This window comes from Mycobacterium sp. AT1 (assembly GCF_002043095.1).
Taxonomy (GTDB): domain Bacteria; phylum Actinomycetota; class Actinomycetes; order Mycobacteriales; family Mycobacteriaceae; genus Mycobacterium.
This window is the reverse complement of the sequence record NZ_MVOC01000075.1, coordinates 34,921-61,013: the sequence shown is the minus strand read 5'-3', so window position 1 is coordinate 61,013 and position 26,093 is coordinate 34,921. Positions and strand designations below refer to the sequence as shown.

At 68.7% G+C, this 26,093-nt stretch carries 27 protein-coding genes and 1 pseudogene; 19 read left to right on the top strand and 9 right to left on the bottom strand.

The genetic code is table 11. The features are described 5' to 3' along the window. Positions 1–191: pseudogene (locus B1790_RS30335) on the bottom strand (hypothetical protein); the annotation flags it as partial. Between the two features lie 66 nt (positions 192–257). Beyond that, positions 258–1,145 carry a D-alanyl-D-alanine carboxypeptidase family protein gene (locus B1790_RS30330; RefSeq protein WP_079926982.1) on the bottom strand — a complete coding sequence of 296 codons (888 nt, stop codon included), beginning with the start codon at positions 1,143–1,145 and terminating at the stop codon, positions 258–260. Positions 1,146–1,279: 134 nt separating this feature from the next. Here B1790_RS30330 and B1790_RS30325 point away from each other — a divergent pair, with 134 nt between their 5' ends. From B1790_RS30325 to trmD, 8 genes are all read left to right on the top strand, one after another. Next, positions 1,280–3,091, top strand: a complete 1,812-nt coding sequence (locus B1790_RS30325) for an N-acetylglutaminylglutamine amidotransferase (RefSeq protein WP_079926991.1) — start codon at positions 1,280–1,282, stop codon at positions 3,089–3,091. A gap of 2 nt (positions 3,092–3,093) precedes the next feature. Continuing rightward, the gene (gene ngg / locus B1790_RS30320; protein WP_079926981.1) at positions 3,094–4,794 is read left to right on the top strand and encodes an N-acetylglutaminylglutamine synthetase; all 1,701 of its coding nucleotides are present in this window, start codon (positions 3,094–3,096) and stop codon (positions 4,792–4,794) included. Between the two features lie 89 nt (positions 4,795–4,883). Further along, positions 4,884–6,101, top strand: coding sequence for an osmoprotectant NAGGN system M42 family peptidase (locus tag B1790_RS30315; RefSeq protein ID WP_079926980.1), 1,218 nt, complete (start codon positions 4,884–4,886; stop codon positions 6,099–6,101). 28 nt (positions 6,102–6,129) lie between these two features. Further along, positions 6,130–6,546: a nuclear transport factor 2 family protein gene (locus B1790_RS30310; RefSeq protein ID WP_079926979.1), complete on the top strand. Its 417-nt coding sequence runs from the start codon at positions 6,130–6,132 to the stop codon at positions 6,544–6,546. 200 nt (positions 6,547–6,746) lie between these two features. Beyond that, positions 6,747–7,223 carry a 30S ribosomal protein S16 gene (gene rpsP, locus B1790_RS30305; RefSeq protein WP_056548934.1) on the top strand — a complete coding sequence of 159 codons (477 nt, stop codon included), beginning with the start codon at positions 6,747–6,749 and terminating at the stop codon, positions 7,221–7,223. After that, positions 7,220–7,462: an RNA-binding protein gene (locus B1790_RS30300; protein WP_056548932.1), complete on the top strand. Its 243-nt coding sequence runs from the start codon at positions 7,220–7,222 to the stop codon at positions 7,460–7,462. Before rpsP ends, B1790_RS30300 begins: the two co-directional genes overlap by 4 nt. A 22-nt stretch (positions 7,463–7,484) precedes the next feature. Next, positions 7,485–8,015 (top strand): ribosome maturation factor RimM, encoded by a 531-nt coding sequence (gene rimM / locus B1790_RS30295; RefSeq protein WP_079926978.1) that lies wholly within the window; start codon positions 7,485–7,487, stop codon positions 8,013–8,015. 9 nt (positions 8,016–8,024) lie between these two features. Beyond that, the gene (gene trmD / locus B1790_RS30290; RefSeq protein ID WP_079926977.1) at positions 8,025–8,708 is read left to right on the top strand and encodes a tRNA (guanosine(37)-N1)-methyltransferase TrmD; all 684 of its coding nucleotides are present in this window, start codon (positions 8,025–8,027) and stop codon (positions 8,706–8,708) included. 6 nt (positions 8,709–8,714) lie between these two features. Here the strand turns inward: trmD and B1790_RS30285 are convergent, their stop codons facing one another. Next, positions 8,715–9,656: a hypothetical protein gene (locus B1790_RS30285; RefSeq protein WP_079926976.1), complete on the bottom strand. Its 942-nt coding sequence runs from the start codon at positions 9,654–9,656 to the stop codon at positions 8,715–8,717. Between the two features lie 317 nt (positions 9,657–9,973). Here B1790_RS30285 and rplS point away from each other — a divergent pair, with 317 nt between their 5' ends. From rplS to B1790_RS30245, 8 genes are all read left to right on the top strand, one after another. After that, positions 9,974–10,315 (top strand): 50S ribosomal protein L19, encoded by a 342-nt coding sequence (gene rplS, locus B1790_RS30280; RefSeq protein WP_056548924.1) that lies wholly within the window; start codon positions 9,974–9,976, stop codon positions 10,313–10,315. An 86-nt stretch (positions 10,316–10,401) separates the two neighbouring features. Beyond that, positions 10,402–11,220, top strand: coding sequence for a signal peptidase I (lepB, locus tag B1790_RS30275; RefSeq protein WP_079926990.1), 819 nt, complete (start codon positions 10,402–10,404; stop codon positions 11,218–11,220). A gap of 8 nt (positions 11,221–11,228) precedes the next feature. After that, positions 11,229–11,912, top strand: coding sequence for a ribonuclease HII (locus tag B1790_RS30270; protein WP_079926975.1), 684 nt, complete (start codon positions 11,229–11,231; stop codon positions 11,910–11,912). A 41-nt stretch (positions 11,913–11,953) separates the two neighbouring features. Continuing rightward, complete coding sequence (locus tag B1790_RS30265) at positions 11,954–12,259, top strand: DUF2469 domain-containing protein (protein ID WP_024450376.1); 306 nt, start codon at positions 11,954–11,956, stop codon at positions 12,257–12,259. Between the two features lie 2 nt (positions 12,260–12,261). Beyond that, the gene (locus B1790_RS30260) at positions 12,262–13,074 is read left to right on the top strand and encodes an SDR family NAD(P)-dependent oxidoreductase (protein ID WP_079926974.1); all 813 of its coding nucleotides are present in this window, start codon (positions 12,262–12,264) and stop codon (positions 13,072–13,074) included. Between the two features lie 4 nt (positions 13,075–13,078). After that, the gene (locus B1790_RS30255) at positions 13,079–13,852 is read left to right on the top strand and encodes an HAD-IIA family hydrolase (protein ID WP_079926973.1); all 774 of its coding nucleotides are present in this window, start codon (positions 13,079–13,081) and stop codon (positions 13,850–13,852) included. Continuing rightward, complete coding sequence (locus tag B1790_RS30250) at positions 13,849–15,057, top strand: CoA transferase (RefSeq protein WP_369832456.1); 1,209 nt, start codon at positions 13,849–13,851, stop codon at positions 15,055–15,057. The genes B1790_RS30255 and B1790_RS30250 overlap by 4 nt, the downstream gene beginning before the upstream one ends. Further along, entirely contained in the window at positions 15,054–15,860 is an 807-nt protein-coding gene (locus B1790_RS30245) for an acyl-CoA thioesterase II (protein WP_079926971.1), read from the top strand. The genes B1790_RS30250 and B1790_RS30245 overlap by 4 nt, the downstream gene beginning before the upstream one ends. On the opposite strand, the gene B1790_RS30240 is transcribed toward B1790_RS30245, so the two are convergent. From B1790_RS30240 to B1790_RS30225, 4 genes are read right to left on the bottom strand one after another with little or no spacing between them, the layout of a single operon-like run. After that, positions 15,838–18,321 (bottom strand): AMP-binding protein, encoded by a 2,484-nt coding sequence (locus B1790_RS30240; RefSeq protein WP_079926970.1) that lies wholly within the window; start codon positions 18,319–18,321, stop codon positions 15,838–15,840. The two genes, B1790_RS30245 and B1790_RS30240, sit on opposite strands and share 23 nt — an antisense overlap. Continuing rightward, positions 18,321–19,373, bottom strand: a complete 1,053-nt coding sequence (locus tag B1790_RS30235; protein ID WP_079926969.1) for an ABC transporter ATP-binding protein — start codon at positions 19,371–19,373, stop codon at positions 18,321–18,323. The genes B1790_RS30240 and B1790_RS30235 overlap by 1 nt, the downstream gene beginning before the upstream one ends. Continuing rightward, positions 19,370–20,932: an iron ABC transporter permease gene (locus B1790_RS30230; protein ID WP_079926968.1), complete on the bottom strand. Its 1,563-nt coding sequence runs from the start codon at positions 20,930–20,932 to the stop codon at positions 19,370–19,372. The genes B1790_RS30235 and B1790_RS30230 overlap by 4 nt, the downstream gene beginning before the upstream one ends. Positions 20,933–20,944: 12 nt before the next feature. Continuing rightward, positions 20,945–21,964, bottom strand: a complete 1,020-nt coding sequence (locus B1790_RS30225) for an iron ABC transporter substrate-binding protein (RefSeq protein ID WP_079926989.1) — start codon at positions 21,962–21,964, stop codon at positions 20,945–20,947. 174 nt (positions 21,965–22,138) lie between these two features. Between B1790_RS30225 and B1790_RS30220 the strand changes: the two genes are divergently transcribed. Then, positions 22,139–22,531 carry a heme-binding protein gene (locus B1790_RS30220; protein WP_079926967.1) on the top strand — a complete coding sequence of 131 codons (393 nt, stop codon included), beginning with the start codon at positions 22,139–22,141 and terminating at the stop codon, positions 22,529–22,531. A gap of 10 nt (positions 22,532–22,541) precedes the next feature. Here B1790_RS30220 and B1790_RS30215 read toward each other — a convergent pair whose 3' ends face one another. After that, positions 22,542–23,135 carry a TetR/AcrR family transcriptional regulator gene (locus B1790_RS30215; protein WP_079926966.1) on the bottom strand — a complete coding sequence of 198 codons (594 nt, stop codon included), beginning with the start codon at positions 23,133–23,135 and terminating at the stop codon, positions 22,542–22,544. An 89-nt stretch (positions 23,136–23,224) separates the two neighbouring features. On the opposite strand from B1790_RS30215, the gene B1790_RS30210 reads away from it, so the two are divergent. Together B1790_RS30210 and B1790_RS30205 are read left to right on the top strand one after the other, a co-directional pair. After that, complete coding sequence (locus B1790_RS30210) at positions 23,225–24,271, top strand: aldo/keto reductase (RefSeq protein ID WP_079926965.1); 1,047 nt, start codon at positions 23,225–23,227, stop codon at positions 24,269–24,271. Between the two features lie 107 nt (positions 24,272–24,378). Next, the gene (locus B1790_RS30205; protein WP_079926988.1) at positions 24,379–25,452 is read left to right on the top strand and encodes a glycoside hydrolase; all 1,074 of its coding nucleotides are present in this window, start codon (positions 24,379–24,381) and stop codon (positions 25,450–25,452) included. A gap of 15 nt (positions 25,453–25,467) precedes the next feature. Here B1790_RS30205 and B1790_RS30200 read toward each other — a convergent pair whose 3' ends face one another. Further along, entirely contained in the window at positions 25,468–26,082 is a 615-nt protein-coding gene (locus tag B1790_RS30200) for a hypothetical protein (protein ID WP_079926987.1), read from the bottom strand. Positions 26,083–26,093 lie beyond the last annotated feature (11 nt).

The following is a 26,093-nucleotide window of genomic DNA, read 5'->3' as shown; positions in this document are numbered from 1 at the left end:
GCGGCGACTTCCAGGGTGACGGCGTCGGTGGCGTCGACCACCCACAGCTCGGTGGCATTGACGTCCTGGGCCAACCTAAGTGAGACCAGTTCTCCGATGGCGACGAGTCGTTCGGCGGCGGCGCAGGCTTCGGCTCGCGCGGCGGAGCACATCCGCTGCAGCAACGCCGCCACCGCACTCTGCTCGCTCATGTGTTCGATTGTAGGCGGGGGGTCCGACGTGGCGTGGCGGAGATAAAAGCTTGAGCCAGGTGCGTTCTACAGCGTGCCGATCCCCGCTGACCCGTCCTGAGCGAAGCCCCAGTCGAGCAGGCCGGAGGCCTGATCCCAGTAGGTCGGCCCACCCTCGACGACGAGGCCGTACATCATGGCGACCACCAGCCGCCGGCCGTCGCGCGCGGCCGCCCCGACGAACGTCTTGCGGGCTGGATCGGTGAAACCGGTCTTGCCGCCGAGCATGCCCGGGTAGCGGCCCAGCAACTCGTCCTGGTTGACCAGCGTGACGGGCCCGTTGGCGCCGGGGAACGTCGCGGTGGGCGACGACGTGACCGCGGTGAACACCGGGTTCTCCAGCGCCGCACGGAACAGGACGGCCAAGTCGTGCGGTGTCGTATAGCCGTCGATGCCAGGCCCGTCCAGGCCGGACGGAGAACCGGCCCGGGTCCCGGTGGCGCCGAGTTGCAGCGCCTTGGCGTTCATCTTGGCCACGGCCACGTCGGTGCCGCCGAGCATGTGAGCCAGGGTGTTGGCGGCGTCGTTGCCCGAGACCAGCAGCAGCCCGTCGAGCAGTTCCTTGGTGGTGTAGACGCGGCCTGCCGTCACTCCGGCGCAGTTGCACTCCGCCCTGGCGTCGGCGGCGTCGGCGACGATCGTGGCGTCCAGCGGCAGCTCGTCCAGCACGACCAGCGCCAACAGCACCTTGATCGTGCTGGCGGGCGGATGGGTGACGTATTCGTCGTGACCGGCGAGGATCCGGCCGGAGTCGAGGTCGGCGACGATCCAGGCCGGCGCGGGTCCGGTCGGAATCTGGGCTGCCCCGGCCGGGGTGACGTCCGAGTCGGCTACTGCGTGGGGAGAAGCGAGCACCGTAGATATGGGGAGAAGCGTCGCGACGAAGATCGCGAGAGCGCCAAAGAGCCGAGCCATGGAGGGTCAGCCTACTGGCCGCCGCAGGGGTGACCCGGGCCACGGGGGTGTTTGACGGCGCCGCAATTGGGCTAAACAGGCCCCGCTCGCATACCCCCAATTCACTCGCTAAAACCACCGAGGAGTCGATCACCATTTGTGGCATTGCCGGCGAAATAGCCAGAGGCCGCTCGGCCGATCTTGCTGCCATCGGCGCAATGACGGACTGCATGGTGCCCCGCGGTCCCGACGGCGGCGGAGCCTGGTCCAGCGGCGGAGTGGCCTTCGGTCATCGCCGGCTGGCGATCATCGACCTGTCCACCAGCGGCCACCAGCCCATGCACGACCCGGAACTCGGCCTCACCGTCGCGTTCAACGGATGCATCTACAACTACCCCGAGCTCAGGCGCGAGCTCCTCGGCAAGGGGCACCGCTTCTTCTCCCACAGCGACACCGAGGTCATCCTCAAGGGCTACCGCGAGTGGGGTGAACGCGTCGTCGACCACCTCAAGGGGATGTTCGCCTTCGCGGTCGCCGAAACGACCACCGGGCGAGTCGTGCTGGCCCGTGACCGCCTCGGCGTCAAGCCCCTCTACTGGAGTGAGGTCGACGAAGGGGGCGGAACGGGCGCCATCCGATTCGCGTCGTCATTGCCCGCCCTGGTGGCTGCCGGCGGGGTGGACACCGACTTGGATCCAGTCGCGCTGAACCACTATCTGAGCTTCCACTCCGTCGTGCCCGCGCCGCGGACGATCCTCAAGGGCGTCCGCAAGCTCGAACCGGGCACCATCATGCGCATCGAACCCGACGGCTCGAGGACCACGCACACGTACTGGGAGCCGGTGTTCGAGCGCTCCGCCGAACGCGCCAACTGGTCGGAGGCCGACTGGCAGGACGCGATCCTCGGCTCACTGCGGACCGCGGTCGAACGCCGCCTCGTCGCCGACGTGCCCGTCGGGTGCCTGCTGTCCGGTGGTCTGGACTCCAGCCTGATCGTCGGGCTGCTCGCAGAGGCGGGCCAGCATGGGCTGGCGACCTTCTCCATCGGCTTCGAGGCCGCCGGTGGTGAGGAGGGCGACGAGTTCAAGTACTCCGACGTCATCGCCAGGCACTACGGCACCGACCACCATCAGATCCGCATCGACACCGCCCGCATGCTGCCCGCGCTGACCGACACCATCGGCGCGATGAGCGAGCCGATGGTGAGCCACGACTGCGTCGCGTTCTACCTGCTGTCCCAAGAGGTCAGCAAGCACGTCAAGGTGGTGCAGTCCGGGCAGGGCGCCGACGAGATCTTCGCCGGCTATCACTGGTATCCGCCGATGGCGCACGCCGCGAACGACGACGTCGACGCCGCGCTCGGGCGCTACCGCACGGCGTTCTTCGACCGTGACCACGCCGGTCTCGACGAACTGCTGGCTCCCGCGTGGCATCTCGACGCCGACGTCGCCGGTGAGTTCGTCCGCGACCACTTCGCCCACCCGGGCGCCGCCACCGCGACCGACCGGGCCCTGCGGCTGGACACCACCGTGATGCTCGTCGACGACCCGGTCAAGCGCGTCGACAACATGACGATGGCGTGGGGACTGGAGGGCCGCGTGCCGTTCCTCGACCACGAGCTCGTCGAGCTGGCCGCGACGTGCCCGCCGGAGCTCAAGACGGCCTACGACGGCAAGGGCGTCCTGAAGGAGGCCGCCCGCAAGGTGATTCCGCACGAGGTCATCGACCGACCGAAGGGGTACTTCCCGGTGCCCGCGCTCAAGCACCTCCAGGGTCCGTACCTCGACCTGGTGAAGGACGCCCTGCAGAGTTCCGCCGCCCGCGACCGTGGCCTCTTCGCGCCCGCCGCGGTCGACCGGATGCTTGCCGACCCCAACGGGAACCTGACGCCGCTGCGCGGAAACCCGTTGTGGCAGATCGGTTTGTTGGAACTCTGGCTGGCCCGCCACGTCGACGGGGTCAAGTGACCATGACGGTCATCCAGGACCTCGGCTGGGGACGCCTGGTCTTCGGGCAGACGTGTGAGGATCCCGAGCAGTTCGGCACCGCACTCCGCGCCGAAGCGAGCGGGCGTCGCGACATCGGGATGTACCTCGACGCGCCGCACGTCTTCGTCGCCATGCACCCGCAGGAGTTCTTCATCGACCCGAGCTTCACCTACCGGGTCGATCTGACGAAGCCGTTGGACTACGAGCCCGCCCCGGTTCCCGGTCTGTCGGTGCGCCCGGTGGCGACGGTCGAGGACTGCGCGGCGATCAACCAGATCTACCTGCAGTGCCGCATGGTCCCCGCCGACGTCGACCTGATGTGGAACAACAGCCAGAACGAACCGCACATGGTGTACCTGGTGGTCACCGACGACGACACGGGCGCCGTCGTCGGCACCGTCACCGGAATCGACCACGCCCAACTGTTCGGCGACGAGGAGAACGGTTCCAGCCTCTGGTGTCTCGCGGTGGACCCGACGCTGTCGCGGCCGGGGGCCGGGGGACTGCTCGTCAGGTCGCTCATCGAGGAGTTCATCCGGCGCGGACGCCATCAAATGGACCTGTCGGTGCTGCACGACAACGAAGGCGCCATCGCGCTGTACGAGCGAATGGGCTTCATCCGGGTGCCGGTCCTCGGCGTCAAGCGCAAGAACGCGATCAACGAAAAGCTCTTCGCGCCAGCCAAATCCGAAGAGGAACTGTCGCAGCTCAACCCGTACGCCCGCATCATCGCCGACGAAGCGATCTTGCGGGGCATCGCCGTTCAGGTGCTCGACGCCAAGGGCGGCTACCTCAAACTCACCCACGGCGGCACCAGCGTCGTGACGCGGGAGTCGCTGTCCGAACTCACCAACGCCGTCGCGATGAGTCGGTGCGACGACAAGCGAGTTGCCCGCCGCGTCGTCGCCGAAGCGGGAATCAGAGTGCCCAAGGGGCATTCGGTCACCTTCTCCGACGAGGACCACGAGTTCCTCAGGGAGGTGGGCTCGGTGGTGGTGAAGCCGGTCCGCGGCGAACAGGGAGCGGGCATCACCGTCGGCGTGACGCGGCCCGAGGATCTGGACCGCGCCGTCGAGTTTGCCGCCGAGCAGTGCCCCGACGTCCTGCTAGAAGAGCGTTGTCCCGGTGAGGATTTGCGCATCGTCGTCATCAACGGCAAGGTGATCGCGGCGGCGCTGCGACGTCCGCCCGAGGTCGTCGGCAGCGGTGACCACTCCATCCGCCAACTCGTCGAGGCGCAGAGCCGTCGCCGGGCTGCCGCCACCCATGGCGAGTCGGTGATCCCCGTCGACGACCTCACCGTCGAGACCGTCCGCGAGGCGGGCTTCGAGCTCGACGACGTGCTGCCGCTCAACGAGCGGTTGACGGTGCGGCGCACGGCCAATCTGCACACCGGCGGCACCATCCGCGACGTGACGGACGACCTGAATCCGGTTCTCGCCAAGGTCGCGGTCGACGCGGCCGACGCGATCGGCATCCCGGTCACGGGAATCGACCTGATCGTGCCCTCCGTCGATGGTGACGAGTACGTCTTCATCGAGGCGAACGAGCGCCCAGGGCTGGCCAATCACGAACCCCGGCCGACGGCGCAGGCGTTCGTGGACCTGCTCTTTCCCCGTACCGCCGCGACGCCGTGGGCCTGGCAACCCACCCCCGTCCCCGGACATGACGCGCAGGACTGACGTCGCTAAGCTCCCGGCCCGACGATGCACGAGACCCACGAACTTGGAAGGCAACCTTGACTGACCTCGCGCCAACGACCGCCGCACGGATGAGCGCCGACGACCGCAGCTGGATGGTCGACACGCTGCTCGCCCTGCTGCAGACCCCCAGCCCGTCGGGGCGGACGGACGCGGTGATGCAGTTGATCGGTGGCATCTTCGACGAGCTCGGCGTGCCGTTCACGCTGACCCGCCGCGGTGCGCTGACCGCCGAACTGCCGGGGGAGTCGGCCACCACGGACCGGGCGATCGTCGTGCACGCCGACACCATCGGCTGCATGGTCCGCGACCTCAAGGACAACGGACGTCTCGAGCTGATTCCGGTCGGCACCTTCTCGGCGCGCTTCGCCGCAGGCGCCCGGGTGCGCATCTTCACCGACGACAGCGACGACTTCATCACCGGTACGGTCATGCCGCTCAAGGCGTCCGGGCACGCCTACGGCGACGAGATCGACACCCAGATCACCGACTGGGAGCACGTGGAGGTCCGCGTCGACCGCAACGTGTCGACCCGTGATGACCTGGTGAAGATCGGGCTCAACGTCGGCGACTTCGTCGCGTTCATCACCAGCCCGGAACTCACCGAGGACGGCTTCATCGTCTCGCGCCACCTCGACGGAAAGGCGGGTGTCGCCGTCGCCCTTGCGCTGGCGAAGAAGGTGATGGCCGACGAGGTGGTGCTGCCCCACCGCACCACGATCATGGTGACCATCACCGAAGAGGTCGGGCACGGCGCCAGCAGCGGACTGCCGCCGGACGTCGCCGAGCTGGTGTCGGTCGACAACGCGGTCTGCGCACCCGGTCAGCACTCGCTCGAGCATGGCGTCACCATCCCGATGGCCGACCTGCACGGTCCCTTCGACTACCACCTGACGCGAAACCTGCTCCGCCTGGCCAAGGAGAAGGGAATCGCCCACGCGCGGGACATCTTTCGGTTCTACCGGTCGGATGCGGCGGCGGCGATCGAAGCGGGTGCCAACACCAGGGCGGCGCTGGTCGCGTTCGGGTTGGACGGCAGCCACGGCTGGGAGCGCAGCCACCTCGATTCGTTGGAGGCGTGCTACCTGCTGCTGGAGAGCTGGCTCGAGACGCCGCTGACGTTCGAGGCGTGGGACGCCAAGCCCTCCGGCAAGCTCCGCGACTTCCCGTCGTCGATGCAGCCCGCTCCCAGCGAGCAGTGGGTGCCGCTGTCCCGCGGTGACCACACCGAGCCGGGCGACGTGTCGCCTGGGGAGCACTGGCCACCCTCGGAGGGTCCGCAGGCCTGACACCGGGGCGAGGTGTTCAATCGAACACATGCTGAGTCTGGAAGAGATCTCCGACCGCCTCGAAATCCAACAGCTCCTCGTCGACTACTCCACCGCGATCGACACGCGGCGGTTCGACGACCTGGACCGGGTGTTCACCCCCGAGGCCTACATCGACTACCGCGCAATGGGCGGAATCGACGGCACCTTTGCGGACGTGAAGAAGTGGCTTTCGGAGGTGCTGCCGAACTTCCCGGCGTACTCGCATCTGATCGGCAACTTCGACGTCCGGGTCTCGGGCGACTCCGCGAAGTCCCGGATCCTGTGCTTCAACCCGATGAAGCTCGGCGACGACGGCCAGATCCTGTTCTGCGGGCTCTGGTACGACGACGAGTTCATCCGCACGGGCGACGGGTGGCGCATGACGCGGCGCGTCGAGACGAAGTGCTTCGACCGCATCGTCTGACGCGATTTCCGCCGATGGGCCGTGGTCTGGCAGAATGGGCCGCTGTCTGACGGGCGACCCCGGTTCGACGCGAGATCGGTGCTTCTGCCGCTCGCTCGATGCGCTGCCCGTCGGTCACACACGCAAGGCAAAACCGGACCGGGCAATCCGCCCGCGTCGCTGAATTGCCAGCGTGGCAATCACAGGAGAAGTCGTTTCACATGGCTGTCAAGATCAAGCTCGCCCGCTTCGGCAAGATTCGCAACCCCCAGTACCGCATCTCGGTCGCCGACGCGCGTAACCGCCGTGACGGTCGCGCCATCGAGGTCATCGGCAAGTACCACCCGAAGGAAGATCCCAGCTTCATCGAGATCGACTCCGAGCGTGCGCAGTACTGGCTGAGCGTGGGCGCGCAGCCCACCGAGCCCGTCCTCGCGCTGCTGAAGATCACGGGTGACTGGCAGAAGTTCAAGGGCCTGCCGGGCGCCGAGGGCACCCTGCGCGTCAAGGAGCCCAAGGTCAGCAAGCTGGACCTGTTCAACGCCGCTCTCGCCGCCGCCGACGACGCCCCCACGGGTGACGCGACCACGGCCAAGAAGAAGAAGGCGCCTGCCAAGAAGGCCGACGACGCCGCGCCGGCTGCTGAGGCCGCGGAGGCACCCGCCGACGCCGCAGTCGCCGACGCCGCCACCGAATGAGCACTGTCGTCGTCGACGCCGTCGAGCACCTGGTGCGTGGCATCGTCGACAACCCCGATGACGTCAGGGTCGACCTGGTGACCAATCGTCGTGGGCGCACCGTCGAGGTGCACGTGCACCCCGACGACCTCGGAAAGGTCATCGGCCGCGGTGGCCGCACCGCGACGGCGCTACGGACGTTGGTCGCCGGCATCGGCGGCCGCGGCATCCGCGTCGACGTGGTGGACACGGATCAATAGAAGCCCAGTAGGCAACTCGATCATGGACCTCGTCGTCGGACGTGTCGTCAAGGCGCACGGAATCGGCGGCGAGGTCGTCGTCGACGTCCGGACCGACGACCCCTACGAGCGCTTCGCGCCCGGTAGCACCCTTCGGGCCAGGGCGCGCGACAAGACGGAGAGACGACTCGTCGTCGACTCGATGCGCGAACACAGTGGGCGGCTGCTGGTGCGCCTGGAGGGCGTCGCGAGCCGTGACGCCGCAGATGCGTTGCGCGGCAGCCTCTTCGTCGTCGACGTGGCGGATCTGCCCCCGATCGAGGATCCCGACGAGTTCTACGACCATCAACTCGAAGGCCTCCGGGTGCGCACCACGGCCGGGTTGGACGTGGGCACCGTCGCCGAGGTGCTGCACACCGCGGCGGGGGAGATCCTGGCGGTGCGTCCAGGCGAAGGCGACGGTCCGGAGATTCTGGTCCCCTTCGTCGGCGCCATCGTGACCGCGGTGTCTCTGGAGGACGGTGTCGTCGAGATCGACCCGCCCGAGGGCCTGCTGGACTTGGACTCGATCTAGTGCGACGCCATGCGTGTTGACGTCCTCACCATCTTTCCCGACTATCTCGATCCGCTGCGGCAGTCGTTGCCCGGCAAGGCAATCGACAACGGCATCATCGAGATAGCCGTCCACGACCTTCGGCGCTGGACCTACGACGTGCACCACTCGGTGGACGACTCTCCGTACGGTGGCGGCCCCGGCATGGTCATGAAGGCACCCGTGTGGGGTGAGGCTCTCGACGAAGTCTGCACGCCCGACACGCTTCTCGTCGTTCCGACCCCGGCGGGTCGACCCTTCCGCCAGGCCGACGCTCAGCGGTGGAGCGCCGAAGCGCATCTGGTCTTCGCGTGCGGCCGCTACGAGGGCATCGACCAGCGGGTGGTCGACGACGCGGCGCGCAGGATGCGCGTCGAGGAGGTGTCCATCGGCGACTACGTCCTGGCCGGCGGGGAATCCGCAACCCTGGTCATGATCGAGGCCGTCGTCCGACTTCTTCCCGACGTACTCGGCAATCCCGTGTCACACCAAGATGATTCGCACTCTGACGGGCTGCTCGAGGGCCCCAGCTACACCAGGCCGCCCAGCTGGCGCGGGCTCGACGTGCCGCCCGTGCTGCTGTCCGGCAATCACGGCAAGGTGGCCGCGTGGCGTCGCGAGCAGTCGTTGCAGCGCACCCGCGAGCGCCGACCAGATTTGTTGGCCGAGAACTAGACGGGCCTAGATGCGGCCGCCGGGAAACATCGTCTTGACCGCCTGCGTGATGGTCTCGCGGGCGGTGGCGGAATCGGCGGCCTGCATCGACGCGATCACCATGACGTAGCGGCGGTCCGGCCCGATCACGCCGGTCGACAGGTGCATCCAGTCGGATCCGATGCAACACATCCAGCCTTGCTTGACTGCAACGGGTTCGGCGAACAATCCGTCGGGAATGCCGAACCGCTGCGGATACACGCCTCCAGGTTGGGTGCCGTCCAGCGCCAGCGGGGCCGACTGCGCCAGGTTGGAGAGGATGACATTGGCCTGCTCGGGCGGGAGGCCGCCCGTGCCGGACATCATCATGTCGTAGTAGCGCACCAGGTCGGCCGCGGTGCTGATGGTGTTCCACCACCGACCGTTGCTCGGCGGCCGCGTCGACGCCAACCCGTACCGGGCCGCGACGCGCGTGACGATGGCGTTGCCTCCGCTGCGATTCCAGAAGACCTCGGCCGCGCTGTCGTCGGACTGGCGCAGCATCCGGTCGAAGTTGACGTGATCCTCGGGGGAGAGCTGGGTCTGTCCCTTGGATACCTGAAGCAGCAGATCGTCGGCGATGAAGAGCTTGACCACCGAGGCGATCGCGATGGTCGTCGAATTTCCGTTGGACACCATCTGCCCGGTGTTGCGGTCCAGGACCAAGGCCGTGATGTCGGCCCCGTCGTCGGCGGCGGCGGTGGTGGCTTGCCGTTCGCGCATCTCGAGCCCGCTGAACGCGGCGGCCGGCTCGTCGGGCGGGGCCTCCGGCAGGGGTGCCATGCTGCCCAACGGGGCGACGACGGTGAGTGCAGGCGTCGCGGGGTCTGGCGGGGTGCCGTACACCTTGGCCTCGCAGCCAGAGGCGACCGTGACGACCGTCGCCGTGAGCGCAGTGACCATCAGCAGCTTGGACGGCTGCCGGAACATGGCCCTCCCTGGACGATTGCTGCGGATGATTGCGGTGAAACCGTGTCCCTAGCCTAACCGTTCCGGATGCGCGCCGCGTCCGCAGCGGAGACGGCAGGGTGTGGAAGAGTCGGTGCTCAACGGCTCAGGATTTCGCCGTTACTCGCCCCATCTGGCACAATCGAGCAGTTGCCTACGCACGGCGGGGATGAGTCGTCCCCACCTGGTGCGAGAAGCGCGAAGACCACGGTCCGGTGACACGTCGCACGTCGACGTGACGCCCACGGCCGCAACCGAGATCACGATTACATGATCCGAACAACGAGGAAGTGTCACCGATGAACACCCTGGACTTCATCGACCAGCCGTCGCTGCGCGACGACATCCCAGCCTTTGGTCCTGGCGACACCGTGAACGTTCACGTGAAGGTCATCGAGGGTTCCAAGGAGCGCGTCCAGGTCTTCAAGGGCGTCGTGCTCCGTAGGCAGGGCGGCGGAGTCCGGGAGACCTTCACCGTGCGCAAGGAGAGCTACGGCGTCGGCGTCGAGCGCACCTTCCCGCTGCACTCCCCGAACATCGACCACATCGACGTCGTCACCCGCGGTGACGTCCGTCGCGCGAAGCTGTACTACCTGCGCGAACTGCGTGGCAAGAAGGCCAAGATCAAGGAAAAGCGCTGATCGTCGCCGGCGGTACGCCCGGACGGGTGTGACGGTTGGACCCCGAGCAGCGCGGCGCCGAGCGCCGCGCTGACTACTCTGATGGCGTGACCGGATCCCCCGAGGCCCCCGACGCCGCCGATCGAGACATCGTCGACCAAGACACTGTCGACCAAGACGAGGATCCGCCGAAGAAGCGCGGCGCCGTCCGCGAAGCCGCGATCCTTCTGAGCATTGCGCTGGTTCTGTACTACGTGATGCTCACGTTCATCGCCCGGCCGTACCTGATTCCGTCCGAGTCGATGGAGCCGACGTTGCACGGCTGCGCAGGCTGCGTCGGCGATCGGATCATGGTCGACAAGGTCACCTACGACTTCTCGACGCCGGAACCGGGTGACGTCATCGTCTTCAAGGGGCCGCCTGCCTGGAACATCGGCTACAAGTCGATCCGCTCCGACAGCACCCCGATCCGCTACCTGCAGAACGCGTTGTCGTTCATCGGCTTCGTTCCTCCTGACGAGAACGACCTCGTCAAGCGTGTCATCGCGACCGGCGGCCAAACGGTCGAGTGCCGGGCCGCCACCGGGCTGACCGTCGACGGCAAGAAGCTCAACGAGCCGTACCTCGACGTGAACACGATGATGGCGGATCCGTCGATCTACCCGTGCCTCGGCAACGAGTTCGGTCCGGTGAAGGTGCCGGAGAACCGGTTGTGGGTGATGGGGGACAACCGCACGCACTCCGCCGACTCGCGCGCCCACTGCACCAACTTGCCTGCGGACGCTCAGAAGGGTCTGCTGTGCACCGGCGACCCGATGGCAGGCACGGTTCCCGTCGACAACGTGATCGGCAAGGCGCGCTTCATCGCCTGGCCGCCCGGTCGCTGGGGCAGTGTCTCGGCAGTCAACCCGCAGACCACGCAGTAGGAGCCCTCTTGCCGGCGACCTGGCCGCCTCGAGCCGTCATCCGCAAGTCCGCGGGGTTGCGCACGATCGAATCCGCGCTCTACCGGGGTGGGTTGGGTCCGGTGGCCGGCGTCGACGAGGTGGGGCGCGGCGCATGCGCTGGGCCGCTCGTCGTCGCGGCCTGCGTGCTGGGACCCAATCGCTTGGAGAGCCTGGCGGCACTCGACGACTCCAAGAAGCTCAACGAGCGCGAACGTGAACGCCTCTTCCCGTTGATCCGGCGTTACGCGTTGGCGTACCACGTGGTCTTCATCCCCTCGACGGAAGTCGACCGGCGAGGGGTTCACGTCGCCAACATCGAGGGCATGCGCCGCGCCGTGGCCGGGCTGTCGCTTCGGCCGGGATACGTTCTGAGCGACGGCTTTCGGGTGCCGGGGTTGCCCATGCCGTCGCTGCCGGTGGTCGGTGGTGACGCCGCGGCGGCCTGCATTGCGGCGGCGAGCGTGCTCGCCAAGGTGAGCAGGGACCGGCTGATGGTGCAGATGGAGTCGAGCCATCCCGGGTACGGCTTCGCCGTCCACAAGGGGTACAGCACGCCGTTTCACACCGCGGCGCTGGCCGAGCGGGGCCCCTGCAGCGAGCATCGGTTCTCGTTCGTCAATGTCCGACGGGTGTCGGTTGGGGAGGCCGGGCAGCATGCCGAAATCGGCTGAGGAAAGATGTACGTCACACCGAACGAAGGACCACTGAACCGATGAGTGCCGAAGATCTCGAGAAGTACGAAACCGAGATGGAGCTCTCGCTGTACCGCGAATACAAGGACATCGTGGGGCAGTTCAGTTACGTCGTGGAGACGGAGCGCCGGTTCTACCTCGCGAACAGCGTCGAGCTGGTGCCGCGCAACGCCGACGGCGAGGTCTACTTCGAGCTTCGCCTGGCCGACGCGTGGGTGTGGGACATGTACCGACCGGCCCGCTTCGTCAAGCAGGTCCGGGTGATCACGTTCAAGGACGTGAACATCGAAGAGGTCGAGAAGCCCGAGCTGCGACTCCCCGACTGACCATGAGCGCCGAGGAGCGACCCCCCGTCGCGGTCGTCACCGGGGCCAGCCGTGGTGCCGGCCGGGGCATCGCCACCGCGCTGCTGACGGCGGGGTGGCGGGTCTACCTGACCGGGCGGACCGTGACGGACCTCGGCGACGGCAGTGTCGCGGTCACCGTCGACCACCGCGACGACGCGCAGGTCGCCGCCCTGTTCGAGCGGGTGGCCGACGAATGCGGCGCGCTCGACCTGCTGGTCAACAACGCCGCGGCGATCAGCGATCGGCTGACCTCGTCGAAACCGTTCTGGGAGAAGCCACTCGAGCTGGGCGACGTGCTCGACGTCGGGCTGCGCTCGGCCTACGTCGCGTCGTGGCACGCCGCGCGGCTGATGGTGCCGCACCGCCGCGGGTTGATCGTGTTCACCTCGTCGCCGGGTTCGGTGGTGTACATGCACGGTCCTGCATACGGCGCGCAGAAGGCGGGCGTCGACAAGATGGCCGCCGACATGGCGGTCGACTTCGAGGGCACCGGCGTGACGACCCTGTCGATCTGGATGGGCATCCTGCTGACCGAGAAGTTCCGCAGCGCCTTCGCCGGGCATCCCGACGCGCTCGCCGAGACGGCCAAGCACGCCGAGACACCTGAATTCACCGGGTACCTCGTCGACGCCCTGTGGCGCGATCCGCGGCTTGGCGAACTCACCGGTCAGACCGTGATCGGCGCCGAGCTGGCGATGCGCTACGGCATCACCGACGTCGACGGCCGCCAGCCGCCGTCGCACCGGGCGACCTTCGGGGCGCCTCGGGAACGGAGCGGCGTCGTCGTACGCTGAGGCGATGCGATCTACACCGGAGTCCTGGCTGACCGACATGGACGGCGTCCTCGTCCACGAGGAACGTGCCCTACCGGGGGCCGCCGAGTTCCTTCAGCGACTCGCGGAGAAGAAGCGGCCCTTCCTGGTGCTGACCAACAACTCGATCTTCACCCCGCGCGACCTCGCGGCCAGACTGCTGCGCTCCGGCCTCGAAGTGCCGGAGGAGGCGATCTGGACCTCGGCCCTGGCGACCGCCGCGTTCCTGCACGACCAGTTGCCCGGCGGGTCCGCCTACGTCATCGGCGAGGCCGGCCTGACGACGGCGTTGCACGAGGTGGGCTACACGCTCACCGACACCGGGCCGGACTTCGTCGTCCTCGGCGAAACGCGGACGTACTCGTTCGAGGCGATCACCAAGGCCATCCGCCTCATCGGTGGCGGCGCCCGCTTCATCGCCACCAACCCCGACGTCACCGGTCCGTCGGCAGAGGGGCCGACGCCCGCCACCGGCTCGGTCGCGGCGCTCATCACCAAGGCCACCGGCCGGGAGCCGTACTTCGTCGGCAAGCCCAACCCGATGATGTTCCGCAGCGCGCTCAACCGCATCGAGGCGCACTCGGAGACCACCTTCATGGTCGGGGACCGGATGGACACCGACGTCGTCGCAGGCATCGAGGCCGGGCTGGAGACCATCCTGGTGCTCACCGGGTCGACGACCGTGGCCGACATCCAGAAGTACCCGTTCCGGCCGAGCCGGGTTCTCGACTCCATCGCCGACGCCGTCGAGCTCATCTGACCGTGACCGTCCGGGATGCCGCCAGGCCGTTGGCCGGAGTGCGGATCGTCGAGATCTCCAGTTTCGTCGCGGTGCCGCTGGGCGGCATGACGCTGGCCCAACTGGGCGCCGAGGTGATCCGCGTCGACCCCGTCGGCGGCGCCGCCGACTATCACCGATGGCCCGTCACCGACGACGGGGAGAGCATCTACTGGGCCGGGCTGAACAAGGGGAAGCTGTCCGCGGCGGTGGACGTCCGGTCTGCCGCCGGGCAGGAGCTGATCACCCGGCTCGTCGTCGACTGCGGCATTCTGATCACCAATGTCGCGGGGCGGCAATGGCATTCGTACGAGGAGCTGGTCAAGCTCCGGCCCGACCTCATTCACGTCGAGGTGTCGGGGCGGGCCGACGGCGGTACGGGGGTCGACTACACCGTCAACGCCGGGGTCGGCTTTCCGTTGGTGACGGGGTCACCGGAATCCGGCGGCCCCGTGAACCACGTGCTGCCCGCCTGGGACGTCGCCTGCGGGCTGTACGTCGCGCTGGCGGTGACGGCCGCGCTGCGCCACCGCGACGCCACCGGGGAGGGACAGCGCGTCGGCATCCCCCTGGAGAACGTCGCCCTGGCCACGGCGGGCAATCTGAGTTTCTTGACCGAGGTGATGGTCAACGGGGTGGCGCGCGAGCGCATCGGCAACTCGATCTACGGGCAGTATGGCCAGACGTTCGTCAGCGGCGACGGGGTGTCGTTCATGGTCGTCGCGCTCACCGGGCGGCACTTCCGGGATTTGGCCGAGCTGACGGGTACGACCAAAGCCGTTGCCGCGCTTGGTGATGCGCTCGGTGCCGACTTCAGCGACGAGGGGCAGCGGTATCGCCACCGCGACGCGCTGACGGGATTGTTCACGGTGTGGTTCACCGATCACACCGCCGAGGAGATCGGCGCCGCACTGTCGACGACGTCGGTGCTGTGGGAGCGCTACCGCACGTTCGCCGAGACCGCCAGCGACCCCAAGGTGACCGACAACCCGTTGTTCAGCGCACTCGACCAGCCGCGCATCGGGACCCATCTGGCGCCAGGGCTGCCACTGCAGGTGGACGGCGCCTACCGGCCCGCGGTGCCGGCGCCCGCGCTCGGCGACCACACCGCGGAGGTGCTTCGGGACCGGCTTGGCCTGTCGGAGGACGAGATTCGCCAGCTGACCGAGGCGGGCACCGTCTCGTGAGCGCGCTGCTGCGACTGCTCGACGTCCGGTCGGGCGATTCCGACGATTCGTGGATCGGCGCCGCCAGCGGTCCCGAGGGCAAGCGTGCGTTCGGCGGTCAGTTCATGGGACAGTCGCTGGCGGCCGCCGCCCGCACGGTCGAGCCCGCCAAGCGGCCCGTCAACATGCATCTGCAATTCCTGCGCGGCGGCGAGGCCGGCGACGACGTCGACTACTCCGTGGAGCGCGTCTTCGACGGCCGGACCGCCTCGGCCCGGCGGGTGGTGTCGCGGCAGGCGGGCCGCGTGATCACGGCGGCCACCGTCTCGTTCTCGCTTCCGATGGCCGGCCCCGAGCATGGTCGCGTGGCTGCGCTTCCGGAGGATCCCGAGACCTTGCCGCGAACCGGACCACCGGGGCCCGCGCCGTCGATGCCGTTGGACGAGATCGACATTCGCGTCGTCGACGACCGGTCGACGGGGGAGTTCGTCCGACGACTGTGGTGGCGGGTCCTGGTGCCGGTTCCCGAGGATCCTCTGCTGCACGACGTGATCGCGGCATACGTGTGCGACGTCTACATGATCGACCCGGCTCTGCAGGTGCACGGCCACTCCATGGCGGCCCGGACCCACCGCAGCGGCACGACGGACTCGTCGATCTGGTTTCACCGCCCGGTGCGGGCCGACCGGTGGAACCTGTTGGAGACCAGGTCGCCCGCGGCGGCGCGGGGTAGGGGCGTCATCACCGGCAGCTTGCTAGGCGAGGACGGCGGCATCGCGGCGACCGTGGTGCAGGAGGGCCTCATCGCCGAGCGGGAGAAGTAACCCTCGAGCCGACCGGCCGAGCGCCGACGAGGCGAATCCGTCTGCGCGCCATGGTCAGCAGCATCGTCAACAGCACCCCCACACCGAGGGATGCGACGACGCCAAGCAGCCGGTGCTCCCCGAACAGCGGATACACCTGGTAGTGCACCAGGTAGATCAGGAGCGACGCCTCGGCAAGGACGCCCGCCGCCACCGTGAACGCCGACGGGCAGCGGATGGCGGGCAGCCAGATCAGCAACGCCAAGCCGGTGAACACCAGCAGTTCCCGGTTCGGGTTGCCGAAGTAGCCGACGATCCCGACGGCGAGCATCGCGGTGACGGCGGCGCGCTGCCAGACGGTCGTGGCCTTCGACGCCGCCCAGCCGATGGCGAAGAACCAGAAGGCGAGCACGGTGAACCACGCCTCGCGACCCATGCCGAAACCGTCGAACCGGACCGCCAAGCCCACTGCCACGAACGCACACGCCCACGCGAACGGCCGACGCCGTTCGAGCCGGTCGGCGATCGGGGTCGCGCACACCACCGCCAACCCCACCAGAACCCAGACCACGACTTCGGCGAACCACAGCCTGCCTGCCGTCATGCTGTCGTCCGGGCCGAGGAACTTGTTGGCCAGCAACAGATTCGACGCGGTGTAGTCGTCGGTGATCACCAAGGCGATGGCCACCCACGCGACCGAGGGCACGGCGATCCACGCGATGGTGCTCACCAGGTGCCTGGCGCGTTGGGCGCGGGGCAGCGGGGTCAGGCAGAACCGCCCGAAGTTGTAGCCGGCGATGCCTAGCAGTACGTGGGCACCGCCCCACAGCGTGTACAGCCCGGCGTGTGAGCCGACGACGAGGACGATGGCGACGGCCCGCAGCGCGACGCTGGTCTCCAGCGTGGTGCCCCACCACCGGCGGCTTCTCCTGGTGGCCTCCAGGTCGCGCAGCGGCAGCCGCGGCCAGTCGGCGGGCAAATGACCGAGCGCGCGTTCGAGCCGCACCGACATCGCCACGTAGGACAGCGAGTTCCCGCCGAGGTCGACGAAACTGGCCTGCGGGTCGACCGACGCGGCGTCGAGGTGAAGGACGTCTGCGAACAGGACGCGAAGGTCCGCGGCGTCCCGCTCCGTCGCCGCGGTGCGATCGGCCAGCGCGCGGACGCCGAGAAGGTCGGGTTTGCCCGACGGCAGCCTCGGGATCTCGTCGACGTCGAGAATGCGAACGGCCGAGCGGGGAAGCCCGGAGGCATGGGCGGCGACGAGTGCGACGTCGCACCCCGCGGGACGGTCGGTGGCCGCCACCAGCAGGGCACCGTCACCCTCGGCGCAGATCGCCGTCACTCCGGCGTCTTGCAGGGCGGTCTCGACGCGTTGCAGGTCGATGCGGAGGCCGTAGAGCTTCACGAACCGGCTGATGCGGCCGACCACCTCGTAGAGGCCGTCGGGGCGCCGACGCGCAAGGTCGCCGGTGCGAAGAGCCTCGACGGTGTGGCCCGTCGTGAGGTCGTCGGGGGTGTGCGCGTAACCCATCATCACGCCAGGGCCGCGGTAGACGAGCTCCCCGGTTTGGTCCTCCATCCCGTCCGCGGGAATGAGATCGAACGCGCCACCGGGGATGGGCACCCCGATCGCGGTCGGGTTCTCGTAGGCGAGTTCCGGTGGCAGATAAGCCATTCGGGCGGTCGCCTCGGTGGCGCCGTACATCACGAACAGTTGCCAGCCGCGGCGTCGACCGAGCTCGGCGTACCGGCGGACCGTGTCGGGGGCGAGTCGGCCGCCGGCCTGGGTGACGTAGCGCAGGTGCGGCAGCGACATGTCGTCGAACCCGATGCGGTCCAACAGGTCGAACGTGTGTGGGACGCCCGCGAACGTCGTCCCGCGGTGTGCGCGCATCAGGTCCCAGAACCCGTCCTCGACCACCGAGTCGTCGGTGAGGATGAGGCCGGCGCCACGCAACAGATGACTGTGGACCACCGAGAGGCCGTAGCAGTAGGACATGGGCAACGTCGTCGCGGCCCGGTCGGTGTGGCGGATGTCGAGGTAGGTCGCAATGGCCTCGGCGTTGGAGGCCAGGTTGGTCCTCGACAGTCGCACCAGCTTCGGTGACCCCGTGCTGCCGGAGGTGGACAGCAGCAGGGCGAGATCGGGATGGATTTCGTGGGCGGGGTGGTGGCGGTGCAGCACCGAGCCGTCGCGGATGACTACGTCGGGGTCGTACGCGTCGACCATCGCGGTGTGGTCGGCGTCGGCGGTCACGGGCAGTACGACGTGGCCACCCGCGAGCGCGCCGAGGTAGTTCACCAGGGTGTCGACGTCGTTGTGGGTCTCCAGCAGGACCAGTCTGCGTCGCGAGCCGAGGTCCGACGCGCTGGCCGCGACGTCGTCGGCGAGCTGGCGGTAGGACAGTCGTCGGTCGACGGTCAGCAGCGCGGAATCGTCGCCGCGCGAGGCCAGGTGGTCGACGAGGCGGCCGAACATCACGGCCGCTCGTCGAGTGTCGCCGCGGTCCCGACGACGTCGACGCGGACCTTGGCGTCGACGGTCGGCGGATCGAGCCCGTGCTGGCGGACGGTGATCGGTTCGCCCCCGCCGACGTCGACGACGAGTAGGACGTCGTGGCCGCGGAACTCCGACGACAGCACCGTGCCGACGCCTGCGCCGCGGTCGCCGTCGGACACGGTGGTCGCGACGAGTTGTTCGGGCCGCAGCACCAGGGTCGCGGGCCCGTCGTCGGCACCGTCGCGCACGGGCACCCGGCCCAGCGAGCAGTCGGCGACCCGGGAGGTGATCGTGCCGGGCAACAGCACGCAGTCCCCGAGGAACCGGGCGGTGAACTCGTCACCCGGCGTGAAGTAGACCTGGTGCGGGGTGCCGACCTTGGTGAACCGCCCGTCGCGCATCACGGCGACCTGGTCGGCGATCGACAGGGCTTCCTCCTGATCGTGGGTGACCAGGAGCGTCGTCACTCCTGCCTCGGCGAGAAGCTGCGCGACGGCCTTGCGGGTGGACGAGCGCAGACCGGTGTCCAACGCGCTGAACGGTTCGTCGAGCAACATCAGCGCGGGTTCGCGGGCGAGCGCCCGTGCCAGCGCCACCCGCTGCTGCTGGCCACCCGAGAGCTGGTGTGGCCGGCGGCGCGCCATGTCGGCGTCGAGGGACACCGTGGCGAGCAGTTCGGTGACCCTGGCGCGGGTGCTGCGGGCACTGCCACTCAAGCCGTAGGCGATGTTCTGTCCGACGGTCAGGTGCGGGAACAGGGCACCGTCCTGCGCGACGTAGCCGACGTCCCTGCGGTGCGCGGGGACGCAGTCGTCGGCGTCGGCGACGGTGCGGTCGGCGATGGAGATGGTGCCGGCGTCGGGTGTCTCGAACCCCGCGACCAGACGCAGCAGTGTCGTCTTGCCGCAGCCCGACGCGCCGACGACCGCCGTGACCGAACCCGCAGGCACGCTCAGGTCGACACCGTGCAGAACCCGATCGCTGCCGAAATACTTTGCCAAACCGGCGATCTCGAGTGCGCTTCCGGTCATAGTGCGGCCGCCTTCGTCGACTGTCGGAACAGCACGAGCGTCACCGGCACCGACAGGGCCACCAGCAGCAGCGCGTACGGCGCGGCGGCCGCGTAGTCGAGCTCGCTGCTCAGCGACCAGAACCGCATCGCCAGCGTGCTGGTGCCGGTCGGGGCCAGCAGCAGGGTGGCGGTCAGTTCGGTGGCAACTGCGACGAACACCAGCGACGCCCCCGCCGCGGCGGCGGGGGCGGTGAGCCGCAGCGTGATTCGTAGGAGTGTTCGGGTGGGGGACACGCCAAGCGATCGCGACGCCTCCTCGATTCCCTGGGGAATCTGGGCAAGGCCGGATCGCAGGTTGACCATCGCGCGGGGCATGAACAGCAGCACGTAGGCCGCCAGCACCAGCGTGACGGTTTGGTAGAGCGGTGGCGCGACGCGGATGGCCACGGTGACCAAGGCCAGCGCGGTGACGATTCCCGGCATGGAGCTGGTGACGAAGTTGGAGCCCTCCACGAACCGGGCGAACACTCCGCGGTACCGCACCGCAACCCAGGCGAACGGGAACGCGAGCACGGTCGTCGCCACCGCGGCCACCGCCGCCAGACCCGCGGTCTGCACGGTCGCGGAGGCGATCTCGCCGTCGGTCCAGACGCTCGAGCCGCCGATCCACAGCCAGCGGGCGATGGTCCAGGCGGGCACTCCGAGTGCCAGCACGGCGAGGACCAGGAGTGCCGAGAAGGCGGGAATCGCCATGCCTGCCAACCGATGCGGCGAGAGGCGACGGGCGGCGCCGGAGCCCACTCTGGCGTACCTGGCGGTGCCGCGGGCGGCTGCCTCGCCGACCAGCAGCACCAGGCAGAGCAGAACGAGGACGCCCGCGAGGGTGCTGCCCGCCGCACCGTCGAACGTGGCCTGGAACTGTTCGAAGATGGCCGTCGTCAGGGTGGGAAATCGCAGCATCGCGAACGCACCGTACTCGGCAAGCAGGTGCACCCCGATCAACAGTCCGCCGCCGAGGATCGCGAGCCGCAACTGGGGGAGGACCACCCGCCAGAAGGCGCCGGCCGGGCTGGACCCCAACGCTCTGGCCGATTCCTCCATGGCGGGGTCGAGCCTGCGCAGCGTCGCCGACGCGGGCACGTAGACGAACGGAAAGTACGACGTCGTCGCGACCAGAATCCCGGCCAAGAAGCCGTGCAACGACGGCACCACGCTGACCCACGCATAGCTGTTGACGAACGCGGGCACGGCAAGGGGCGCGACGAGCAGCGGCCGCCACAGCGAGCGCCCCGGCACGTCGGTGCGCTCCACCAACCAGGCCGCACCGACGCCGAGCACCACGCACAGCGGCACCGTCACCACGACGAGTCCGACTGTGTTGACCAGCAATTCGACCACTCGCGGGCGGACGACGAGAGCGTAGACCTCTGACGGTCCGGTGGCGACCACCGACCAGACGACGTAGCCCAGCGGCACGAAGGTCGCCGCGACGACGACCGCGACGGCACCGACGAGCACCGGCCCCGGCCGCTCGACGGATGCCGGGCGCCGCGCCGCCGGGACCGTGTCGGTGATCACCTACCGCGCCATCTAGAGCAGGCCGGCCGTCGTCATCAGGTCGGTGACCTTCTTGGAGTCGAGGTCCGACGGGTTGACCGCGGGGGCCTGCAGGTCGGCCAGCGGTACCAGCGCCGGGTTGGCTGGCACGCCGCTGGCGACCGGGTATTCGAACGAGGTGCCCTTCTCGAGCACCTCCTGGCCGGCCTTGCTCGTCACGAAGGCGAGGAACTTCTGGGCGTCGTCCTTCTTCTTGCTCGAATTCAGCACGCCGCCACCGGAAATGGAGACGAACGCGCCTGGGTCCTGGTTGCGGAAGTAATGCAGAGCGGTGTTGCCGCTGATCTCCTTGGTCTTGGCCTGATCGCGGAACCAGTAGTAGTGGTAGATGACGCCGCCGTCGACCTCGCCTGCGTTGACCGCCCGTAGCGTCGCGATGTTGTCCTGGAAGATCTCCGCGCCCGACTTCATCCCGGCCAGCCAGGCCGCCGTCGCGGGCTCCCCGGTGAGGTCGAGGATGGCCGCCACGATGGCCTGGAAGTCCGGCTTGACGGGCGGCGCACCCCAGCGGCCCTTCCACTCCGGCTTCTCCAAATCCATGATCGACTTGGGCAGCTGAGCCTCGGTGAGCTTGGACGTGTTGTACGCGAAGACGGTGGTGCGCGCGGCGACGCCGGTCCACTTGTTGGTGGCGGGCCGGTACTGCGCGGGGACCTGCGCGACGGTGGCGGGGTCGACGTCGGCGAACAGGCCCGCCTTCTCGACGGCGGCCATGGCGGGTGAGTTCTCGGTGAGGATGACGTCGGCGGGCGACGAGGCACCCTCGGCGATCAGCTGGTTGCCCAGTTCGGTGTCGCCACCCTGGCGGTAGGTGACCTTGATGCCGGTCGCCTTGGTGAAGGCGTCGATCCACTCCTTGGTCAACGACTCGTGCTGGGCGTTGTAGATCAACAGCCCGTCGGACTCGTCGGATGCCGACGAGCACGCCGTCGCGCTCGCGACGAGGACGACGGCGGTCAGCAGGACGCCGATCCGCCTCCAAGGTGATCGCATCGAGTACATCCCTTCCGCGCGGGTCGTGGCCCGGCAGTCGTCGAGTGAGGCTTGCCTAAGCAACATACCTGGGCGGATTGGGGAGTAGTTCGGTTGCCAGGACGACGGGTTGGCAATTCTGTACGTTGGCTGAGACACGGCAGGCCCGGCTCGACATCCAAAGGACTCACCGCCATGAATCTGTTTGCCTCCACCTTGCGCCGCACTGCCACCGGGATCGCCGGCGCGTGTGCGATCGGGGCCGTCGCGGTAGGTGTCGGCAACCTGCCCGCCGCCGGTGCGGCGCCGTGCAAGGCCAGCGGTTTCGCCGCGACGGCCAGCGGCGTGTTGAGTTCGGCGGGTGCCTACCTGGACGCACACCCGCCTGCCGACGACGTGCTGACCGCCGCGGCCAGCCAACCGCCGGAGGTGGCGCGGTCATCGGTGCGCGGATACTTCCTGGCCCATCCCGGCGAGTTCCTGGACCTGCAGCGAATCGTCCAGCCGCTCAAGGACGTCAAGGCTCAGTGTGGCGTCGACCTGTCGCCGAGTCAGTTGGCCTCGTTGTTCGAGGCGCTGGCGGAGTAGCTCGCGGAACTCACGGGCCGAAGACGCCGGCGTGCACCCCTGCCATGGTCAGGGCCACCGAGCGTCGAACGTCGGCGGCCGAGATCGGGGCCGTGTCGGTCAGGAAGCGGTAGTACAACGGCGCCGACAGGTGGCGGATGACTTCTCGTGCGTCGACGCCGTCCGGAGCCTCGCCGCGCGCGACCGCGTCGGTGACGACGTGTGACACCTCGTCGACGCGCTTGCGGTAGAAGGCCGCCAGGGCGTTGGCAGTGGTCGGGTCGCAGGTGGCGGTGGCGATGATGGCCTTGAACAGCGGTCCCTGGCGTGGGTCGGTCAACGTGCGCCGGATCAGTTTCGCCGCGGCCAGCAGGTCGGTCGACAGCGAGCCGGTGGCGGGGCGCCGCGACGAGGTGTCCGCCATGTCGACCAGCAGATCGGCGACGAGTGCCGCAACCGTTCCCCACCGCCGGTAGAGGGTCGACTTGCCGACCCCGGCCCGCTCGGCGACCGCGGCCAATTCGACGCCCTCGAGGCCGTATTCGACGAGTAGGTCGGCGGCGGCGCGCAGGACCGCGTCCCTGACGGCGGCGGTGCGGCCGCCAGGTCTGGTCGCGGCGGTCATGCGGCCATCATAACGGGACTGCGGTGTCGTTAAGGCCAGACCGGTGTTAACCTCACTAACGGGAATATCGTCTCATTAGGGAGTTTGGCGTGGAATATCGACAGGTGGGCGATTCAGGACTGGTCGTCTCTGAATTGAGTTTTGGTGCAGCGACATTCGGGGGCCGGGGCGACTTCTTCGAAGCGTGGGGGTCCGTCGACGTCGACGAGGCGCGCCGCATGGTCGACGCATGTCTGGACGCCGGGATCACGCTGTTCGACACGGCCGACGTCTACTCCGACGGCGCGTCGGAGGAGGTGCTCGGAGCCGCGTTGAAGGGCAGGCGCGACCAGGTGCTGATCTCGACGAAGGCCGGATTGCCGCTCGGTGCCGGACCCGGCCAGGCGGGAACCTCGCGCTCGCGGCTCATCGAGGGGGTGGAGAACGCCCTGCGTCGCCTCGGCACCGACCACGTCGACCTCTTCCAACTGCACGCCTACGACGCGCACACACCGGTCGACGAAGTGCTCGACACCCTCGACGGCCTCATCGGCCAGGGCAAGATTCGGTACGCCGGGGTGTCCAACTTCTCGGGATGGCAGCTGATGAAGTCGCTGTCGGCCGCGGACGCGGCGCACCGGTCGCGATACGTCGCGCATCAGGTGTACTACTCGCTGATCGGGCGGGACTACGAGTGGGAACTGATGCCCCTGGCCGTCGACCAGGGCGTCGGTGCTCTGGTGTGGAGTCCGCTGGGCTGGGGACGGCTGACCGGTCGCATCCGGCGCGGTGCCGCGGTGCCCGAACGCAGCAGGCTGCACGCGACGGCGGATGCGGGGCCGCCCGTTGACGAGGCCCTGCTGTTCGACGTCGTCGACGAACTCGACGCGATTGCCGAGGAGACCGGGCGGTCGGTTCCCCAGGTGGCGCTGAACTGGCTGCTGCGGCGGCCGACCGTGTCGTCGGTCATCGTCGGCGCGCGGGACGGCGCCCAGCTGGCCGAGAACCTCGGAGCCGTGGGGTGGGCGCTGAGCGACGAGCAGGTCGCTCGGCTCGACGCGGTGAGCGCCAGGGAAGCGCCGTACCCGTACTTCCCCTATCACCGTCAGGCCGGGTTCGCCCGGCTCAACCCGCCGATGTTCGCTCCGACCCGTTGACCGGGTCGACTCCGAATAGACATCGTCGGTGTCAGTTCGTAGCCTTGCCCGGGACGTAGACGGCCGGGCCAGGAGTGGTCCCCGAACGAAGGATCGTGACAATCCGCGTGACCGGGGTCCGCCAATGTCTGCGGCGAACGACGTGCGGTCTCTTGGCCGGACTCCTCGTCGCGATTGCGGTGACGGGTGAGGTCAACGCCGATCCGGCCGCCGACGCGTTGGCCAAGCTCGACGAGCTGTCCCAGCAGGCAGTGCAGACTCGCGAGGCCGTCACCGCGGCGCAGCGCGACGTCGACGCCAGGCTGGCCGAGCAGGCGACGGCCGCCGACCGCCACCGTGCCGACCTGACAGCCCTCGAGGCCGCCAACACCGCGCTGGCGCCCCATCAGGCCGCGCTCGACCGGGTGGCGGCGATGAACTACACCAGCGGGAGCACCGGTCAGTTCGCGGCGGTGCTTACCGCGACGTCCCCGCAACAGCTGATCGACCAGTTGTCCCTGCAGCGGACGGTGGCCGCCGGGATCGCCGATCAGTTGGCCGACTTCCGATCGGCACGTGAGCGCGCGTCCGCCGCGGCCAAGGCGTCGGAGGAATCGGCTGCCGGTGCCAGTGCCGCGGCCGAATCGGCCGCCGCCGTGCGCGCAGAGCTGCAGGGCAAGTGGAAGGAACTGCTGCGTCAGATCGCAGCAGCGGAAGCGCAGTATTCGGTGTTGACACCGCAGCAACAGGCCGTGATCGACAACGCGATTCCGGCGATCGCCGCGATGCCGGGACTGCCTCCCGGCGACGTCGCCCCGCCGCCCGAGGGTGCCGTCGTAGACATTCCCGAGGCGTTACCCGTCGGTGTGGCATCGGAGGTGGGCTTGCAGCCCAACACGATTCTGGCTGCCAGGGCCGTCAGCGCGCGCTTTCCCCAGATCTCTGCCATCGACGGGGTCCGTCCGGACTCCAAGCCGTGGCACCCCAGCGGACTGGCGATCGACATCATGATTCCCAACCCCGAAAGCGCCGAGGGCATCGCGCTCGGAAACGAGATACTCGCCTTCGCGATGAGCAACACGGGCCGGTTCGGAATCCAGGACGTGATCTGGCGCGGCACGTACTACACGCCGGCCGGTCCGCAGGCCTCGGGTTACGGCCATTTCGACCACGTGCACATCACCACCACGCCACGCGGCTGAGGGCAAGCGCGGTCCCTACGCGGGCAGATCGGTGTATTGAAGCGTGAATCCGTCAGCGCTGAAGGTGAATCCGTTGCCGGTCACCTCGCTGGCGCAGGAGATTCCGGTGGCCTCCTGCACGTTGCAGCGGAAACCGGACACGATCAGGACCTTGCCGAACGGAAGGATCGCGGCCGGACCGGGAACGAGCGAATACCCGGGAGCGTCGAGCGCGGCGAAGCTCGGATCGCCCAGCCTGCCCACCTGGATGGCGTTCGGCGCGGAGTCGGTGCCGTCTGAGCCCGGCACGGTGTCGGGCGCCCCCTTGATCGGGATCGTCGACCCGGTCGAGGACTGACACCCCGCCGCGACGCGCGGCACGATCGCGCACACCCACCGCTTGCTGGGGCTGCTGAAGTAGTAGGCCGTTTGGCCGTCCGCCTGCGGTGCGGCGTAGTCGAAGGCGTTGACGAGGGCGTCGTTGGTGGGGCGGTTCGCCAGCGGGGGCGGCGGCGTGGTGCTGGTTTCGACGGTGGGCCGGGGCTCGTCGGTGTTCACCACGGTCCCGGAGTCGCAGGCCACACCCGTCAGCGCGGCCACGACGAGCGGCAGTGCGGACAAGAGGGTCCGGTGGTGAGGTCGGCTTGCCATGGCGCACATCA